17 protein-coding genes, 2 tRNA genes, 1 rRNA gene and 2 riboswitches are annotated in these 17,897 nt (G+C 33.4%); of the genes, 5 read left to right on the forward strand and 15 right to left on the reverse strand.

Going from position 1 to position 17,897, the window contains the following annotated elements:
* Nucleotides 1–378 precede the first annotated feature (378 nt).
* Both ACFVR2_RS24885 and guaA read right to left on the reverse strand, forming a co-directional pair.
* On the reverse strand, nucleotides 379–1,707 hold the full coding sequence (locus ACFVR2_RS24885) for an NCS2 family permease (protein ID WP_387368170.1): 1,329 nt from the start codon (nucleotides 1,705–1,707) through the stop codon (nucleotides 379–381).
* Nucleotides 1,708–1,877: 170 nt separating this feature from the next.
* Nucleotides 1,878–1,977, reverse strand: a riboswitch (purine riboswitch).
* A gap of 685 nt (nucleotides 1,978–2,662) precedes the next feature.
* Nucleotides 2,663–4,198: a glutamine-hydrolyzing GMP synthase gene (guaA, locus tag ACFVR2_RS24890; protein ID WP_387368133.1), complete on the reverse strand. Its 1,536-nt coding sequence runs from the start codon at nucleotides 4,196–4,198 to the stop codon at nucleotides 2,663–2,665.
* 147 nt (nucleotides 4,199–4,345) lie between these two features.
* A riboswitch (purine riboswitch) is annotated at nucleotides 4,346–4,448 on the reverse strand.
* 190 nt (nucleotides 4,449–4,638) lie between these two features.
* On the opposite strand from guaA, the gene ACFVR2_RS24895 reads away from it, so the two are divergent.
* Both ACFVR2_RS24895 and ACFVR2_RS24900 read left to right on the forward strand, forming a co-directional pair.
* On the forward strand, nucleotides 4,639–4,986 hold the full coding sequence (locus tag ACFVR2_RS24895; protein WP_387368136.1) for a DMT family transporter: 348 nt from the start codon (nucleotides 4,639–4,641) through the stop codon (nucleotides 4,984–4,986).
* 1 nt (nucleotide 4,987) lies between these two features.
* Entirely contained in the window at nucleotides 4,988–5,308 is a 321-nt protein-coding gene (locus ACFVR2_RS24900) for a DMT family transporter (RefSeq protein WP_387368139.1), read from the forward strand.
* Nucleotides 5,309–5,370: 62 nt separating this feature from the next.
* Here the strand turns inward: ACFVR2_RS24900 and ACFVR2_RS24905 are convergent, their stop codons facing one another.
* Together ACFVR2_RS24905 and ACFVR2_RS24910 are read right to left on the reverse strand one after the other, a co-directional pair.
* Nucleotides 5,371–6,129, reverse strand: a complete 759-nt coding sequence (locus ACFVR2_RS24905) for a peptidoglycan recognition protein family protein (RefSeq protein ID WP_387368142.1) — start codon at nucleotides 6,127–6,129, stop codon at nucleotides 5,371–5,373.
* A gap of 157 nt (nucleotides 6,130–6,286) precedes the next feature.
* Entirely contained in the window at nucleotides 6,287–6,688 is a 402-nt protein-coding gene (locus tag ACFVR2_RS24910) for a hypothetical protein (RefSeq protein WP_387368145.1), read from the reverse strand.
* Nucleotides 6,689–6,920: 232 nt separating this feature from the next.
* Here ACFVR2_RS24910 and ACFVR2_RS24915 point away from each other — a divergent pair, with 232 nt between their 5' ends.
* Nucleotides 6,921–7,772 carry an ATP-dependent DNA ligase gene (locus ACFVR2_RS24915; protein ID WP_387368148.1) on the forward strand — a complete coding sequence of 284 codons (852 nt, stop codon included), beginning with the start codon at nucleotides 6,921–6,923 and terminating at the stop codon, nucleotides 7,770–7,772.
* Between the two features lie 502 nt (nucleotides 7,773–8,274).
* Here the strand turns inward: ACFVR2_RS24915 and ACFVR2_RS24920 are convergent.
* The 3 genes from ACFVR2_RS24920 to groES form a co-directional block, all read right to left on the reverse strand.
* Entirely contained in the window at nucleotides 8,275–8,472 is a 198-nt protein-coding gene (locus ACFVR2_RS24920; RefSeq protein ID WP_387368173.1) for a hemolysin XhlA family protein, read from the reverse strand.
* A 227-nt stretch (nucleotides 8,473–8,699) separates the two neighbouring features.
* Nucleotides 8,700–10,325 (reverse strand): chaperonin GroEL, encoded by a 1,626-nt coding sequence (groL, locus tag ACFVR2_RS24925; protein WP_387368151.1) that lies wholly within the window; start codon nucleotides 10,323–10,325, stop codon nucleotides 8,700–8,702.
* 59 nt (nucleotides 10,326–10,384) lie between these two features.
* Entirely contained in the window at nucleotides 10,385–10,669 is a 285-nt protein-coding gene (gene groES, locus ACFVR2_RS24930; RefSeq protein ID WP_025672094.1) for a co-chaperone GroES, read from the reverse strand.
* Between the two features lie 274 nt (nucleotides 10,670–10,943).
* Between groES and ACFVR2_RS24935 the strand changes: the two genes are divergently transcribed.
* The gene (locus ACFVR2_RS24935) at nucleotides 10,944–11,615 is read left to right on the forward strand and encodes a CPBP family intramembrane glutamic endopeptidase (RefSeq protein WP_387368154.1); all 672 of its coding nucleotides are present in this window, start codon (nucleotides 10,944–10,946) and stop codon (nucleotides 11,613–11,615) included.
* A 40-nt stretch (nucleotides 11,616–11,655) separates the two neighbouring features.
* Here the strand turns inward: ACFVR2_RS24935 and ACFVR2_RS24940 are convergent, their stop codons facing one another.
* Complete coding sequence (locus ACFVR2_RS24940; RefSeq protein WP_056470016.1) at nucleotides 11,656–12,282, reverse strand: redox-sensing transcriptional repressor Rex; 627 nt, start codon at nucleotides 12,280–12,282, stop codon at nucleotides 11,656–11,658.
* A 161-nt stretch (nucleotides 12,283–12,443) separates the two neighbouring features.
* On the opposite strand from ACFVR2_RS24940, the gene ACFVR2_RS24945 reads away from it, so the two are divergent.
* Complete coding sequence (locus tag ACFVR2_RS24945) at nucleotides 12,444–14,369, forward strand: ABC-F family ATP-binding cassette domain-containing protein (protein ID WP_387368157.1); 1,926 nt, start codon at nucleotides 12,444–12,446, stop codon at nucleotides 14,367–14,369.
* Nucleotides 14,370–14,586: 217 nt separating this feature from the next.
* Here the strand turns inward: ACFVR2_RS24945 and tsaD are convergent, their stop codons facing one another.
* From tsaD to rrf, 7 genes are all read right to left on the reverse strand, one after another.
* Nucleotides 14,587–15,609: a tRNA (adenosine(37)-N6)-threonylcarbamoyltransferase complex transferase subunit TsaD gene (tsaD, locus tag ACFVR2_RS24950; protein ID WP_387368160.1), complete on the reverse strand. Its 1,023-nt coding sequence runs from the start codon at nucleotides 15,607–15,609 to the stop codon at nucleotides 14,587–14,589.
* Complete coding sequence (gene rimI, locus ACFVR2_RS24955) at nucleotides 15,606–16,058, reverse strand: ribosomal protein S18-alanine N-acetyltransferase (protein ID WP_387368164.1); 453 nt, start codon at nucleotides 16,056–16,058, stop codon at nucleotides 15,606–15,608. The genes tsaD and rimI overlap by 4 nt, the downstream gene beginning before the upstream one ends.
* A gap of 9 nt (nucleotides 16,059–16,067) precedes the next feature.
* A complete protein-coding gene (gene tsaB / locus ACFVR2_RS24960) occupies nucleotides 16,068–16,760 on the reverse strand; it encodes a tRNA (adenosine(37)-N6)-threonylcarbamoyltransferase complex dimerization subunit type 1 TsaB (protein WP_387368167.1) in 693 nt (230 codons plus the stop codon).
* Nucleotides 16,741–17,208 carry a tRNA (adenosine(37)-N6)-threonylcarbamoyltransferase complex ATPase subunit type 1 TsaE gene (gene tsaE, locus ACFVR2_RS24965; RefSeq protein ID WP_056470004.1) on the reverse strand — a complete coding sequence of 156 codons (468 nt, stop codon included), beginning with the start codon at nucleotides 17,206–17,208 and terminating at the stop codon, nucleotides 16,741–16,743. The genes tsaB and tsaE overlap by 20 nt, the downstream gene beginning before the upstream one ends.
* A gap of 400 nt (nucleotides 17,209–17,608) precedes the next feature.
* Nucleotides 17,609–17,684: transfer RNA gene (locus ACFVR2_RS24970), tRNA-Asp, on the reverse strand.
* A 4-nt stretch (nucleotides 17,685–17,688) separates the two neighbouring features.
* Nucleotides 17,689–17,765: transfer RNA gene (locus ACFVR2_RS24975), tRNA-Met, on the reverse strand.
* A gap of 37 nt (nucleotides 17,766–17,802) precedes the next feature.
* Nucleotides 17,803–17,897, reverse strand: a 5S ribosomal RNA gene (rrf, locus tag ACFVR2_RS24980); the annotation flags it as partial.

Genomic DNA, 17,897 nt, shown 5'->3' on the forward strand with positions numbered 1-17,897 from the left:
ACTCTCCATAAAAGTTAAGTTTAAATCTTGTATTGCTCAAAAAACTAATAATTGACGTTTACTTCATGTTTTGTTTAGTTTTCAAAGTTCATTTTTCGCCGCTTCAGAAGCGACTTATAAATCATATCATTTAAAGCTTGTTTTAGTCAACAACTTTTTAAATGTTTTTTGATTTTTTATTTCGTTTGTTTTCCCTCGTTTGGGACAACATAGAATAATATATCAGCTATTTGAATTAATTACAATACTAAAATAAAAATACTACTATTCAGAATTATTAAGATGAAGTGGTATATCCACATTACTTCTATCTATTAGATAAAAATAAAACCAGCCTCCTAATTATGGTGGCTGGTTTTTAACGTTCTATTTATTTACCTAGTCTCTAAAAAATGCTAGGAATAATAGGAAGACTACAAACAATATATACATTACTGGATGGATTTTTTTCGCTTTTCCAGCAGCAATCATTGAAATTGGATAGAAAATGAAACCAACCGCAATACCTGTTGCAATACTATATGTTAATGGCATTGCAATAATTGTAAAGAATGCTGGAACAGCAATTTCGAACTTTTTCCAGTCAATTTGACCAATTGATGAAACCATTAAAACTCCGACTACAATTAAAGCAGGTGAAGTTACCGCTGCAGTTACAACCCCTAAAAGTGGTGCAAAGAATAATGCTAGTAAGAATAAGATACCAGTAACTACTGCAGAGAATCCAGTGCGTCCACCCGCAGCTACACCAGCAGTTGACTCAATATAAGAGGTAGTAGTACTTGTACCTAAAGTTGAACCAACTACTACAGCTGTTGCATCAACCATTAATGCTTTACCTGCTCTTTCAAGCTTGTTCTCTTTTAATAAACCAGCTTGGTTAGCTACCGCTACTAATGTTCCAGTTGCATCAAAGAAATCTACAATAAAGAAAGTTAATACTACAGCAAACATTTTACCTGAAGAGAAAACATCTGGAATATGTTTAATTGCTTGACCGAATGTTGGAGCAATACTTGGTACTGGACCAACAACTGAAGATGGTAAGTCGATAATTCCAAAAATCATACCTACGATTGCTGTGATGATCATTCCTAAAAATACACCAGCTTTTACTTTTCTTGCCATTAAAACTACTGTAATAACTAAACCAAAAATCGTTAATAAAACAGCTGGTTCATTTAATTTACCAAGTGAAACGAATGTCGCCGGGTTACTTACGATAATACCTGAGTTTTTTAAACCGACAAATGTAACAAAGAATCCAATACCGCTACCAATTGCTAATTTTAATTCAATTGGGATTGCATTTATAATTTGTTCACGAAGACCAGTTAATGAAAGAATGATAAAGATGATACCTGATACGAATACGCCAGCTAATGCCGTTTGCCAAGGAATACCCATTCCAAGAACTACGTTAAAAGCAAAAAATGCATTTAATCCCATACCTGGTGCTAAAGCAATTGGATATTTCGCATAAATACCCATTAAAATTGATCCATATGCTGCAGCTAAAGATGTAGCTACAAAGATTGCCTCTTTATTCATTCTTAAAGCTTCTGGAAAATCCTTTATATCTGATAATGATAAAATCGATGGATTTACAAATAGAATATAAGCCATTGCTAAGAATGTAGTTAAACCAGCAATTGTTTCTTGACGATATGATGTGCCTAACTTGTTGAACTCAAAATAATTACTGATACGTTCTTTCATGTGATCCTCCTAAGTTTTAGTCTTAAAAGTCGGTCTCTATTGTTTAAAATAGAAAAGGCACTTTTACACAATGGTAAAAGCGCCTATCACGAGCAGTTTCATTCTGAGCTTATTAACCCTAGAGTAGTAGAATAATAGCAAAATAGTAGGTTAATAACATTCAGAAATCATTACTTCGTAGTCCGCCATTTTACGGTGGCGGGTAGAGACGCTAGTCCATATTTACTAGCCTATACGACAAGTTATGACAAATAATTTATTTAATTTATATCCTTATATTACATTCAGTTTTAATTAGTGTCAACAAAAAAAGCGAACATTTTTTATAAAATATCCACTTTCGTTCGCTTTTACCATATTTTAGTTATTAAATTAAACTTCATCATTTGGAAATACACATTTTAGTCAAATAAAACGTTTAATTAACAGTAAATTCTAATAACTATTGTACTATAACTGGTCAATTAATGACAAGTTTCAACAAAAAAAACCATACCCCTTACTAAAGAAGAGATTTAGCTATATTTACTATTTTTAATATTTATTTTGTTTTCTTTTCGTCTTTTAAGAACATATACAATAACGATGCAATTACAAAACTAATAATTATTACGACTATCTATAGTAAATTTATATTATAAAATAATTGAATTACTCTCTTACTTCCTAATACACTACAAATATGAGTATAATACTTGATAAAAAAGTTTGTTTTACTAACCTAGGGATACAAATCCATATTTCTAAAAATTTATGCAATTTCCATCCCTCCCTAGTATAGATCAATTAGATCCCCTTCTGCTACTCTGCAACTACAATAGAAAATTATCACAGAATACGATAATAAGTTCCGTCTATTTGTTACAAGATGGAGTCAAATCGCTGTCAATTTAAAATAAAAATAGCCATAAACCCTAAAACAAGGGTTTATGGCTGAATCTTATTATTCCCACTCAATCGTTGCAGGTGGCTTACTAGTTACATCATAAACTATACGGTTTACATGTTTAACTTCGTTTACAATACGAGTTGAAATTTTTTGAAGTACATCCCAATCAATACGTGCCCAGTCAGCAGTCATTCCATCGATAGACGTAACTGCACGAATACCTACAGTGTAATCATACGTACGTTCATCACCCATTACACCAACACTACGGATGTCAGGTAATACCGTGAAATATTGCCAAATTTCTTTATCTAAACCAGCTAAAGCAATTTCTTCACGTAAAATTGCATCTGATTCACGAACGATTTCAAGTTTTTGATCAGTAATTTCGCCTAATACACGAATTCCTAGACCTGGTCCTGGGAACGGTTGTCTCCAAACGATTGCATCTGGAATTCCTAGTTCAGTTCCAACTGCACGAACTTCGTCTTTAAATAATGTATTTAAAGGCTCGATTAACGTGAATTGCATGTCTTCAGGTAATCCACCTACATTATGATGTGATTTGATTGTTTGAGCTGTAGCCGTACCGCTCTCGATAATATCTGTATAAAGAGTTCCTTGAGCTAAGAAATCCATACCTTCTAAATTAGCTGCCTCATCATCAAACACATAGATGAATTCATTACCGATAATTTTACGTTTTTCTTCTGGATCAGAAACGCCAGCAAGTTTACTTAAGAAGCGCTCTCTAGCATCTACTTTAATTACGTTCATGTTGAAGCCTTCGCTAAACGTCTTCATAACGCCTTCAGCTTCATCTTTACGTAATAAACCATGGTCAACGAAGATACATGTTAATTGATCACCAATTGCTTCGTGAATTAATACTGCAACTACTGAAGAATCAACACCACCACTAAGTGCACATAGTACTTTTTTGTCGCCAACAGTATTACGAATATTTTCAAGTTGAACTTCAATGTAGTTTTTCATTGACCAGTTTGATTCACATTCGCAAATATTGAATACGAAGTTCTTTAATAGATCATTTCCGTATTCAGAGTGACGAACTTCTGGATGGAATTGTACACCATACATTTTTTTAGCTTCGTTACTCATTGCTGCAATTGGGCAAGAAGCACTAGTTGCATCTACAACGAATCCTTCTGGTTGTTGAATTACTTTATCACCATGGCTCATCCAAACTACATGGTCTGATGGTAGGCCTTTTAATAAAGCAGACGGATTTTGAATATTTAATTCAGCTTTACCATATTCACGTTGGTCAGCTCTTGCTACCGTTCCACCAAAATGTTGCGTCATTAACTGCATTCCGTAACAAATACCTAAGATTGGAATTTCTAAATCAAAAATTGCTTCATCACAGAAAAAAGCATTTTCACCATATACGCTATTTGGTCCGCCAGAGAAAACGATCCCTTTAGCGCCCATTTGCTTAATTTCCTCTGCAGTTATTGTATGAGGACGTAATTCACTATAAACGCCAAACTCACGGATACGTCGTGCTATAAGTTGGTTATATTGACTTCCAAAATCTAGTACTACAATTGTGTCATGTTGTTGCAAAACGGTCACCCCATCTATATATATTGAATTAACGTATCAGTTAAACTGATACTATTTTTCCCAAAAAAAATAAAAAAAGCCGACTTTCTCCTCTTTTTACATACGAAAAAATACGTATAAGAAGGCAGAAAATCAGACTTAAATTAAACAAAGTCAGACTGCCTTCATAGTCAGGGCATGTTACGGCGCCCCGGTAGAGACTCTCGACCCATATTGTCGAGGATATATGAAGAATAATGACGAATATTGTATTATTGTCTCATTCTAACAATGTATAATTTTTCGGTCAAGGTATTTCATTGCATAAAAAAAATAAATTTTTGTGTAAACGTTCCAACTTGTCATGAATAAGATTATAGTGTATCTTTTAACTAACGAACGGTAGGTAGTTCACCGAAACAAAATCATTTATTTAGTCTGCTATAGGGGAGAGATTTATTATGAGCTGGATTTACTTAGTTATAGCGGGAATTTCCGAAATTGCTTGGGCATTTGGACTAAAATACTCAGAAGGGTTTACAAATTTGTTGCCAACAATTTTAACGATAGCTGGGATCTTGTTCAGCTTTTATTTATTTTCAAAAGCAATAAGAGAAATTCCAATAGGTACCGCCTACGCAGTGTTCACAGGAATCGGAGCCGCTGGGACAGTTATTATAGGAATGCTATTTTTAAATGAATCAGCCTCTATATTAAAAGTTATTCTGGTAATTACATTATTATCTGGAATTATTGGCTTAAAATTAACTTCAGGTGATAAAAAAGCAGAAAAAGGAGATGCAGCATAAAATGGCTTGGTTATTTTTATTTATTGCGGGTTTGGGTGAAGTTGGCTTTGTCATTTTTATGAAGCTATCAAATAATTTTAAAAAACTTAACTACTCCATTTTGTGTATTCTATCTGGGTGGACTAGTTTTTACTTATTATCAAAGGCCTTAAAGGTTATACCTGTCGGAACAGGTTATACAATCTGGACTGGTATAGGCGCCGCTGGTTCTGTTTTAATCGGTATGTTGTTCTTTAATGAATCACGTGAATGGAAGAGACTGTTATTTATCACGTTAGTAATTGGATCTGTTGTTGGTTTAAAACTCATCTCACCTCATTAAAAAAATCCCTATTCGAAAAAGAAATAGGGATTTTTTCTTTAGAAATTATGTGATATCGTCTTTTAAAACAGCTTGCCCCAAGTGTTTTTTCCTACAATTCCATCGACAACTAGTCCATTACTTGCTTGAAATTTTTTAACTGCATTTTCAGTAACTGGTCCAAAAATTCCATCTGACGTTACATTAAGTTTTTGTTGAACCTTTTTTACAGATTCACCTCTTGATCCTTCCTTTAAAATACTAGGGTATGGAATTGAATCTGTATGGGTTTTCGGGGGATTTAAGATCGCGTTCACTTGTGCTTTAAACTCGTTAAATTGATCGGGGTAGTCTATGAAGGTTTTCGGACATGGCTTATGTGTTATGTCATAATGTCTTACAATGTCATTTGCATTTAATTTAAACATCTTACACAATTCAGTAATTACTCTGATAGTACGTGTTATTGTATATTGTGAAATAGTACCATCCTTTTCGACACACATTTCAACACCGATTGAAAGCTTATTTGCATTCGGAGCGAGTTCATCCACTCCTCTGTATACACCACCATTACTATTTCTTTCATAATGATCATTTGCATGATAAGCTACTTCATCAAGTGGAATAATACAGATTGCCTCTTTCGAATCAACAAATATATGAGCAGATGCATATGTTTTATTTCTTATCGCTATTCCGTTAAAATACCTTTGGTGACTTTGTGCACTTGCCCCCGGATTGGCTGTCCAGTGTAGCACAATTTTTTTAACTTCTTTCAATTTTATTGACGGCCTCGTATACTTGTTCATCGAAATAAAATCATTTCTCCAAGTTGCCAAAATTAGCACTCCTTTTCAATATTGGCATGTCTAAACAAACTTCTTTCGAATACTTGGACATGTATATTAATACAGTATTCTGAAAGATAAAATTCGTTACATATAAAAAAGAGAGTATTAGATACTCTCCAGAATGTTGAAATAAAAATGATACTACTTACTTTTTTAGTGGTTTAACATAAATTGCTTGTGCTGAATTAACAGATATACAGCCATCTAAATCCTTCTCTTTTAACAACCCCAAATTAATAGCAGACCTAATTTTATCTCCATCTGGTTTTCTTACAATTTGTATTAAATCAGTTAGCTTTAGTTCTTCTAATTTATTTATTGTCTTCTCCTCATTAAATTTCTCTTTTTTTCTTATGATTCGTTCAAGTTTTAAATTATTAATAATTAGCTCACCTTTTTCATTCATTCCAACTTGATGATCAAAGTATCCATGAAAAATCTTTTGTAATTCTTCTAACTGATTTTCAATATCCTTCTTTTTTTGACTCAAATCATAGTACTCGTTCAACATCGGTTCAGTAATTTTGAAATTATTTTTCCTCCCCATTTCATAACACCACTTTTCATAAGAAGATAATTTATCTTATTGTGAAATTAGACGAGTTATGACTTGAAATACATAAGAAATAAAAGTACATTAACAAGTGGAAGACAAAAAATAGATTGAATTATTGCTATATAAGAAAACAAAAATATTTAGGTTATTTATATATTTCAAATGAAAAAGAAAGGAATCTTGATTATGTTGAAAAGCAACAATCATGATAGCGAAATGAAAAATGTTTATTGAGCCAATGCTATTACAGAATGCTGATAAACCATTTGACTCTGATCAACATTATTATGAATTGAAATCAAATGGTGTTCGAATGATGCTTGAAAGGCAAAATGGAAAGAATAAACTTTTTAATCGAAATGGTACCGAGATTACGGAGAGAATCCCTGAACTCGAAAATATCGACTTAGATGATTGTTACTTAGACGGTGTTTTAGTTTGTTATAATGAAGGCCGAGAGGATTTTGAAGCGGTTACCAATCGAGTAAGTTTTATTCAAGAATACAAAATATTACAAGGAAGCAAACAATTTCCATTAACATATATCGTTTTTGATATTTTACGTCTTAAAAATAATAACTTAATGAAAGAACCTTTATCTTATCGAAAAAAGATTCTATCAGAAACTCTAGTTGATCAAGAATCGATTAAAAAAAGTTTTTATATCGAGTCGGAAGGTAAGATGTTTTTTGAGGAAATTAAAACTCTTGGACTCGAAGGTATAGTAGCTAAATCAAAAGATTCTACTTATATACCAGCACATCGATCACTAAATTGGTTAAAAATTATTAACTGGAGATATAGTAATTACTATATAACTGGCTATAAAAAACAAGGAATGGGATTATTAATCTCGGAATTAAAAAATGGTGAGTATGTAAATGTAGGGATAGTAGAGTTCGGGATGAATACTGGACAAAAAACAGCTTTTTTTAGTCTAACCAAGCATATAAAAACTGGAGAAGATAAAAATTATATTTATGTAGAGCCATTAGTTCAATGTGTGATAAAAAGTAGAGGTCAATTAAATAGTGGAGAATTAATTGAACCTATATTCCATGACTTTATCGTTTAAAAAATACCTTCTTTAAAATACTGATCTCCCCTTTAATGTAGAAAGTATTAGTAGCTTTTTACTTACATGAAGGGGTTTTTTATTTTCTATCTAAATATAAGCCATAATATGATCAACCAAAATGGTATAGAAAATAAGAGACCAAAAAGGCATCCTCTATATAAACCAAAATTCATCTAAATCATCCTTAAAAAATTATTTGATCTATTCGTAATATCGCATCATAGGTTTTCTGCTTTTATCAAATTTACTATACATAGTTAAACGATCTATAGTCAATAAAGCCTGAGACTTATTTAAACCAATTTCTCCATTCTATTACCAGTTTAAAAGGATTAGTTTAGTTATTCTCATTATCGACTACTCCAATAGTAAATAATCGAATCATAAAAATAAAAAACCTAAAAAATTCCCAGGTTTTTTACTTTATTTCACTATCTTTGCTAGCGATATTACTGTGAAATGAAGTCTAATAAAAGTAGTGTCTTTTGTAATAAAACTCTTAAATGGCACCTTTTAGAATGATTCTTATAACTGCATAAATAATTGCACCAATAATTAATCGTACAGTCCAACTTGTATTACTTTCAATTCTCTCAATTTTTTCTTCAACCTTTACAATAGTACTCTCTGCTACTGCCAATCGTTCTTTAATTTCTGCTATTTTTTCCTGTAATTCTTTTATTTCGTTTATCCATATCCCCTAATTTCTTTATAGCTTGTCCTTTACTTAATATATTCAGAAATTATTAAATTTGTTAAGTAAGAAGGTAATAAAAAACTTTCATTAGAAAACGTAAATACAGAATCACGAATTAAATTGGCTTTTAATTACTTACATTTTTTACAAGACCAGGTCTATTTTGATTAAGTTTTTAAGATTTTAGACGAAAAAAAACCCTTGATTTCTCAAGGGTTTTTTCTTTATTACATCATGCCGCCCATGCCGCCCATACCCATGTCAGGCATTGATGGAGCATTTTTCTCAGGGATGTCAGCTACTACTGCTTCAGTTGTTAAGAACATTGCTGAAACAGATGCTGCGTTTTGAAGTGCAGAACGTGTAACTTTAGTTGGGTCAACGATCCCTTCTTCGATCATGTTTACCCATTGTCCGTTAGCAGCATTGAAACCAACGCCAACTTCCGCACTTTTTAATTTCTCAATAATTACTGATCCTTCTAGACCAGCATTTGTAGCGATTTGACGAACTGGAGATTCAAGTGCACGTAATACGATATTGATGCCTGTTGCTATGTCACCTTCTGCTTCGATTGCAGCTACTTTATTATATACGCTCATTAATGCAGTACCACCACCAGCTACAATACCTTCTTCAACTGCAGCACGTGTAGAGTTTAATGCATCTTCAATACGTAATTTACGCTCTTTTAATTCAGTTTCAGTTGCAGCACCAACTTTAATTACTGCTACACCACCAGCTAATTTAGCTAAACGCTCTTGTAATTTTTCGCGATCAAATTCAGAAGTAGTTTCTTCTAATTGAGCACGGATTACGCCGATACGTCTTTGGATTGCTTCAGTTTCACCAGCACCTTCAACGATTGTAGTGTTTTCTTTTGTTACTACAACTTTTGAAGCACGACCTAATTGAGTGATGTTAGTTGTTTTAAGATCTAATCCTAATTCTTCTGTAATCACTTCACCGCCAGTTAAGATTGCGATATCTTCTAACATTGCTTTACGACGGTCACCGAAGCCAGGAGCTTTAACAGTAACTGCATTGAAAGTACCACGTAATTTATTTACGATGATTGTTGCTTGTGCTTCACCTTCAACATCCTCAGCAATGATTAATAGTGGTTTACCTTGTTGAACAACTTGCTCAAGTACTGGTAAGATTTCTTGAATGTTTGTTACTTTTTTATCTGTGATTAAAATATATGGGTTTTCTAATTCAGCAACCATTTTCTCTGAATTTGTAACCATGTATGGAGAAGAGTATCCACGGTCAAATTGCATACCTTCTACTACTTCTAACTCAGTTGTGAAACCTTTTGATTCTTCAAGAGTGATAACTCCATCGTTACCAACGCGCTCCATTGCTTCAGCAATTAATTGTCCAACTTCTGGATCCGCTGAAGAAATTGCAGCAACTTGTGCGATTGACTCTTTACCTTCAATTGGTTTTGAGATTGTTTTTAATTCTTCGATTGCTACAGCAACTGCTTTTTCGATACCTTTACGGATACCCATTGGGTTTGCACCAGCAGTTACGTTTTTAAGACCTTCACGAATCATAGCTTGCGCTAAAACTGTCGCAGTTGTTGTACCGTCCCCAGCAACATCATTCGTTTTGCTAGCAACTTCTGCAACTAATTTTGCACCCATATTTTCAAATGCATCTTCTAATTCGATTTCTTTAGCGATTGTAACACCATCATTTGTGATTAATGGAGAACCGAATTTTTTCTCAAGAACTACGTTACGTCCTTTTGGTCCTAAAGTTACTTTTACAGCATCAGCTAAAGCGTCTACACCACGTAACATTGCTCGACGTGCTTCTTCACCAAATCTAATGTCCTTTGCCATGAAAATGACCTCCTTATAATATAAAAACTATATTTTTTAATTTAAGTATCTTTATTTTATTAACCTATGATTGCAAGTATATCGTTTTCGCGAAGTACTAAGTATTCAGTACCACCGTACTTAACTTCTGTTCCTGAATATTTAGAGAAGATAATGCGGTCACCTACAGATACTTCTAAAGCAACGCGCTCACCATTTTCAAGTACTCGGCCAGTACCTACTGCAACAACTTTGCCTTCTTGTGGCTTTTCTTGTGCACTACCTGGTAACACGATACCACTAGCAGTTTTTTCTTCAGACTCAACAAGCTCAATTACAACACGATCACCTAATGGCTTTAACATGCGTAATACCTCCTCAATAATCAAATCATTATTTTTTAGCACTCATGTATATTGAGTGCTAACACAATTATTAGTTTAAATAATATCAAAAAATTTTGCAAGCCCGAAGCAGGCACTTTTCTTGTCGAAATTTAATAAGTTTTTTTCTTTACAATCAAAAGTAAAATAAAAAGTGAAAATTTCTTTTAAGAAACAAGAGAAACGAGTAAAATAATGTACGTGTTGTTATAAACCTTTGGGTTATGAAAAATATCAACACAAAGGAGCTATCGTATTGAAAACTAGAGATTTATGGATTTTATTAACGTATGTCGTTCTTCAGTATTCAGCGGTTTTTGGGGTGCCCTATTTATTAAAAAGTAACTTATACGTTGGAGTGGATCAGAAAACAGCTTCTCTTGAAGCGGTGGCATTATGGGGTTGTATTAGTTTCGTAACCGGATTAATTATTATACTTATCTTATTACATAAGCCCATTTATGAAGGAATAAAGAATCTAAAAACTAATTATCGTACAATAATAAATTGGGTTATTTTAGGTTACTTCATAACCATGCTAACTCAAATTGTTTGTAATTTAATTTTAATTTATGTATTTAATTTACATAAGGGCTCAGAAAATACTCAGAATATCATAAACATTGCTAAGCTTAACCCGGCTTTTATTATCATCCCAAGTCTAGTTGCACCAATTTTAGAAGAGATTATTTTTCGTCGAATCATTTTTAAAAGGCTTTATAATCGTTTACCATTTATTATTTCTGCTGGGATTAGTTCAGCGATTTTTTCGCTTATGCACGGAGACTTGCCCTTCTTTTTATCTTACTTTCTAATCGGTTTTGTATTTTGTTACCTATATAAACGAACAAACTCAATTATGGTTCCAATCTTAACACATATGTTAATGAACTCTTTTGTAGTTTTTCAGCAGATCAATTTACATTAAAAACCCCCAATCTTTTGGGGGTTTTTATTTTAATATAAATTTATTGTTGTAAAAAATATGCCAATGTTTGTAGTTCAACTGCTAGGTCTATATGATGAATGCGAATATGTTCTGGTACGCTAATTCGAGCAGGTGTGAAATTTAAGATTCCTCTAATATTTTTTCCATTTAATCGATCAGCTATTGATTGTGCCACAGGTGCAGGAACAGTTAATATAACGATTTGAATATCTTCATTCATAACATCCTCTAGATTATCTAGATTATAAACGGGTACTCCACCTATTTCAGTACCAATTTTATTTGGATCAATATCAAAGGCCATCTCAATTTTTGTATTATTATTTTTTATAAAATTATAGTGTAAGAATGCAGTTCCTAAATTACCAACACCAATTAATGCAACTTTCATAACTTCATGTTGGTTAAGCGCTTTCGAGAAAAAAGTTAATAAATAATTTACGTTATAGCCATAACCCTTTTTACCAAGTGCTCCAAAATAAGAAAAATCTCTTCTGATTGTAGCGGAATCTACCTTTACTGCTTCACTTAACTCTGCTGAAGAAACTCTTTGTTTACCTGATAAAGACAAATTCTTTATAAAACGGTAATATAAAGGTAGACGTTTAGCAGTAGCTTGTGGAATTTTAATTTGTTCCGAATCCATTTTTTAATCCCCCACTTACTGTAATTCTTTTTACTATGGTGTGTAATTTGACTTTATTTTAGTAATAAAGTACTTGTTCTAATGTAAAATATACACTATATTTAAGAATTTTGACAGTCTACAGTTACATAGATAAAAAATTTTGCAATGAGGTGCTATCCATGATTCTTTTACAAGTAAATAATGTCTCAAAGTATTTTGGTAGTGACATTATACTTTCAAATATAAAATTAGAAGTTCAAACGAGTGATCGAGTTGCCATTGTTGGACGTAATGGTGCTGGAAAATCTACATTACTGAAAATCATAGCAGGTGAAATATCCTATGATGGCGGTGAAATAAATAAACCTAAAGATGTTACTGTAGGCTACCTAGCCCAAAACTCTGGTTTACAAAGCGATCAAACGATATGGCAAGAATATTATACTGTTTTCAATCATTTAGTAGAGATGCAAGACAATATGAGAAAATTAGAAGTTAAAATGACTAGGGAGGATGTCTATTCTAACCAAGCGGTTTATGACAAGGTTATGAATGAATATGATCATCTTCAATATACATTCAAAGAAAACGGTGGTTACCAGTTTGAAGCAGATATTCGTTCAATTATTAGTGGTCTAGGTTTTAGTAATGAAGACTACGAAACAAAAATTTCTTCGTTAAGCGGTGGACAAAAGACAAGACTGGCATTAGGTAAGCTATTATTGACGAAGCCTGATTTGTTAATTCTGGATGAGCCTACTAACCATTTGGATATCGACACTCTTAGTTGGTTAGAGCGTTACTTACAGTCATATCCTGGTGCAGTATTAATCGTTTCCCACGATCGATATTTCCTTGATCAAGTTGTTAATATTGTTTATGAAATATCTAATCATAAGCATCAACGATTTGTTGGTAATTATAGTAAGTACCTTGATCTAAAGGCAGCTCAATATGACCAAGAGCTAAAGCAGTTCGAAAAACAACAAGAGGAAATCTCTAAACTTGAAGATTTTGTGCAGCGTAATATTGCACGTGCTTCAACTACAAAAAGAGCGCAAAGTCGAAGGAAACAATTAGATCGAATGGTACGATTAGACCGGCCACTTGGAGACGAGTCTTCAGCTAATTTTTCATTTACAATTGAAAAACAAAGCGGTAATGATGTGTTGTCTGTACAAGATTTATTTATTGGCTATGATCGTATCCCAACAATTGATCAGCCAATGAAATTCGTATTGAATCGAGGCGATAGTGTCGCATTAGTCGGTCCAAATGGTGTTGGTAAATCGACATTACTTAAAACGATTATTGGAGATTTAGAAAAATTACAGGGAACGATTGATTTCGGTGCAAATGTTTCGGTAGGCTACTACGATCAAGAGCAAGCAAAACTAACTTCTAATAAGAGAGTATTAGAAGAACTTTGGGATGATTATCCATTAAAGGCCGAACAAGAAATTCGAACAATATTAGGGAACTTTTTATTTTCTGGAGATGATGTGACAAAAATTGTTACTTCTTTAAGTGGTGGAGAAAAGGCAAGATTAGCTTTGGCTAAACTTATGATGAAAAAAGCTAATTTCCTAATTCTTGATGAGCCTACTAACCACTTAGATTTAGATAGTAAAGAAGTGTTAGAAAATGCTTTATTAGATTACCCTGGAACAATTTTATTTGTTTCTCATGATCGTTACTTTATGAACAGATTATCCACAAAAACTTTTGAACTAGCAAAAGCAGGATTATCAATTTATTTGGGTGATTATGACTATTACCAATTTAAGAAAAACGAAGCATTTGAAAAAGAACAAGCAGAAAAAGAAGCTACATTAACTCAAGTTAAACAATCCTCTCAGCCAGTTTCTGATTATCAACAAGACAAAGAATTAAAGAAAAAGCTCCGCCAAACTCAGCGCCGTATAGAGGAAATTGAAAGTAATATATCTCAATCTGAGCTTGATATAGAGACGATCGAACTAGAATTATGTAAGCCAGAAGTTTACGGTGATTTTCAATTAGTACAGGAATTAACAAATAAGAAAAATGATTTAGAAGCTAAGTTAATAGACCTAATGGAAGAATGGGAGAACTTACAAGAATAATTGACTAAACGGATATGCTTTTTGCTATCCGTTTTTTCTTATCTACATATTTATCCACATATTTTCAATTATAATTTAGCTTTTACACAGGTTTATACACATTATCCACAGAAATACAGCAATGTTATTCACATTTTTGTGCACATAGTTTAATAAGTTTTTAACAAATAAAAAGTACTTATCCACATTTCATAAAAAAATTGTGAATAAGTACCTCTTACATATTCTCTAAATCCAAGCCTGGATTCCCGTTTAATGCCAAATTACCTAGTTTCCTTTGTTTTAAACGGATAAATGCAGCAGCGCCAATCATAGCAGCATTATCAGTACAAAGTGATAGTGGTGGTATAACTAATTCTATATTACTCAAAGCATTCATCTCTTTTTGTAATGTAGCTCTCAACCCTTTATTAGCTGCTACTCCGCCGGCTAATAAAACTTGTTTAACTTCATATTCTTTTGAAGCTTGTATTGTTTTTGAAACAATTACTTCAATTACACTCTCTTGGAAGCTTGCTGCGACATCAGCTGGTGATACTTCCTCGCCTCTTTGCTCAGCATTATGCATATAGTTAATAACTGCTGACTTTAATCCACTAAAACTAAAATCATAGCTACCCTCTTCTAACCATGCTCTAGGAAAAGGAATAGTTGCAGTTCCTTCTTGCGCTAGACGATCAATGTGAGGACCACCTGGATAAGGTAATTTAAGTGTTCTAGCGACCTTATCATAAGCTTCTCCTGCTGCATCATCCCTTGTTTCACCTATAACCTCAAAAATGCCATCTTCCTTCATGTAGACAAGCTCCGTATGTCCACCAGAAACTACTAAGGCTAATAGCGGATATTGCAGGGGCTGTACTAGTTGATTAGCATAAATATGACCAGCAATGTGGTGAACTCCTATAAGCGGTAAACCCTGTGCAAATGCAATTGCTTTTGCCGCATTTACCCCAATTAGTAACGCTCCTACAAGTCCTGGACCTTCTGTAACAGCAACGGCAGCTAGATCTTCATATTCTACCTGCGCTTGCTTCATTGCTTCTTCAATTACCAAAGTTATTTGCTCAACATGTAATCGTGATGCAACTTCAGGTACAACTCCACCAAAACGTTTATGAATATCTATCTGAGTAGCTACTACGTTACTTAAAATTTCATTTCCATTTTTAACAACTGCTGCTGATGTTTCATCGCAGCTTGTCTCAATAGCAAGAATTAAACAATTTTCATTTATCATTTCAAATTCACCCACATAACTAATGCATCCTCAAAATTATCTGTATAATAGCTTTTTCGAATACCACCATCTTGGAATCCTAGCTTTCGATACAGTCCTTTTGCTACATGATTCGATACCCTTACTTCTAATGTTAATGTATCAGCTCCAAGATTTTTAGCAGTTTCCATTACCGCTCGAAGTAACTTTTCACCAAGACCTACTCCCCTATAATCTGGCAAAATAGCTATATTTGTAATATGTCCCTCGTCAATGACCACCCATAATCCACAATAGCCAATTATTTTCTCGTCAACTTCAGCCACTATATAATTGGCAAATTGATTTGAATATAATTCATTATAAAAAGCGTCATATGTCCAGGGTGTTGGGAATGATTGATTTTCAATTTCTACTATTTGATCTAAATCTTCTTCTTCCATTTTACGAAAAGCAACCGATGAGATCATGATATCCTCCTACTTTTCTTGGCTTGCTAGCCAATTAGCTTCTGCTTCTGATAATCTTAAATATTCTGGTACAAAATTATGAACTGATTCTTCTTTTTCTTCTAAGCTACAAGTAAACAGCTCACTTGGTCTCTGGTTATTCAAACTTTCTTTTGCAAAGACAGCTTTATCCTTTAAATGCTCAATAATAAACTCTTTATGTATTGATACATCATTACCAATAAATAAGATTTGTTCATTATAAGATTTAAGCTTTTCTATCCAGATACCTCGGTCAATATTGCAGTCTTCTAATACATCATTAGTAACCTGCCCTCTAAAATCATAAAGACCTGTAAATAATAAATTACGTCTTGCGTCAAATAATGGGCAAACTAATCCATTAAAATATCGCCCGTTAGCAGCCAATACCTTCAAACTTGATACACCGATAATTGGAATATTTAAAGTGAAAGCTAATGATTTAGCCACAGTGACACCAATACGTACACCAGTATAAGAGCCTGGCCCTTTTGCAACTACTATTTTAGATAGTTCTTTTGGTTTTATATTGCATTCTTCCATTAAAGTACTAATTGCTGGCATTAATCGTACAGAATGGTTTTTATTAATAAATGTTATCGTTTCTCCAATAACTGATTGATCTTTTATTAGACTAATCCCCATAACATTTGTCGATGTATCAATTGCTAAAACGGTCATTGTTTATTAACTCCTTACAAATAAATTCATACCTAGATCCACTTGGAATAAAAGTAATCATTCTACCATTTTCTTCATGAGTTATTATGATTTTTAAGAATTCATTTGGTAAGTAATCTGAAATTAAATGAGCCCATTCTACAACACAAACACCTTCACCCATAAAATACTCATCAAAGCCTAAATCTTCACTACTACCTTCTAAACGATAAACATCCATGTGATATAGAGGAATTCTCCCTTTATACTCTTTAATAATATTAAAAGTTGGGCTATTAACCGTTCTTTTTACATCAAGACCTTTAGCAAATCCTTTTGTAAAGGTTGTCTTTCCAGCACCAAGGTCTCCTTCTAATAATATTACATCTTTTTGTTGCACTAGTTGCCCGAGAAAAAATGCAATTTCTTGAGTTTCTTCCTCAGTATTTGTATGTAAAACAATTTCCAATTACTTCACCACCAAAATTCTAACTCGTCTATTTCTAACTTTGCCATATTATATCATTTCAAAACATTAAGCGGATGTCAAACAGTAATATTCTTTTGAATAGTTAAAATTAATTATTGAAATTTATATTTAGGTTGTATTCGTCTATTTTGTTACTTCTCTCTTTTCGCAGGTCGTACCAGTGTCTTCTTGTCGCATAAGCTCCTTGTGATTTCTACCTTGCCACGTTTCCCAATTAAGGTTGAGTTGAGCAGTCTTTACTTGTGTCTGCTTCTGTCTAAAACATTTATAATAGTTAAAAGTAATAATCTTACAAATAAGGTCTAATTATATGTTACTCATTTCAAAAATAATAAAAAAAACGAAACAATTTTTTGTTTCGTTTTAAGAATCGTATGTATGGCGGTCCCGACCGGGATCGAACCGGCGATCTCCTGCGTGACAGGCAGGCATGTTAACCGCTACACCACGGGACCATATTGGTTGCGGGGACAGGATTTGAACCTGCGACCTTCGGGTTATGAGCCCGACGAGCTACCAGACTGCTCCACCCCGCGATAATGTGGAAATAATTTATTTCCATAAAAAATCCAAACCAGGCGACGTTCTACTCTCACAGGGGGAAACCCCCAACTACCATCGACGCAAAAGAGCTTAACTGCCGTGTTCGGTATGGGAACGGGTGTGAC

The sequence above is a fragment of the Gottfriedia sp. NPDC057991 genome (assembly GCF_042886615.1).
Classification (GTDB): domain Bacteria; phylum Bacillota; class Bacilli; order Bacillales; family Bacillaceae_G; genus Gottfriedia.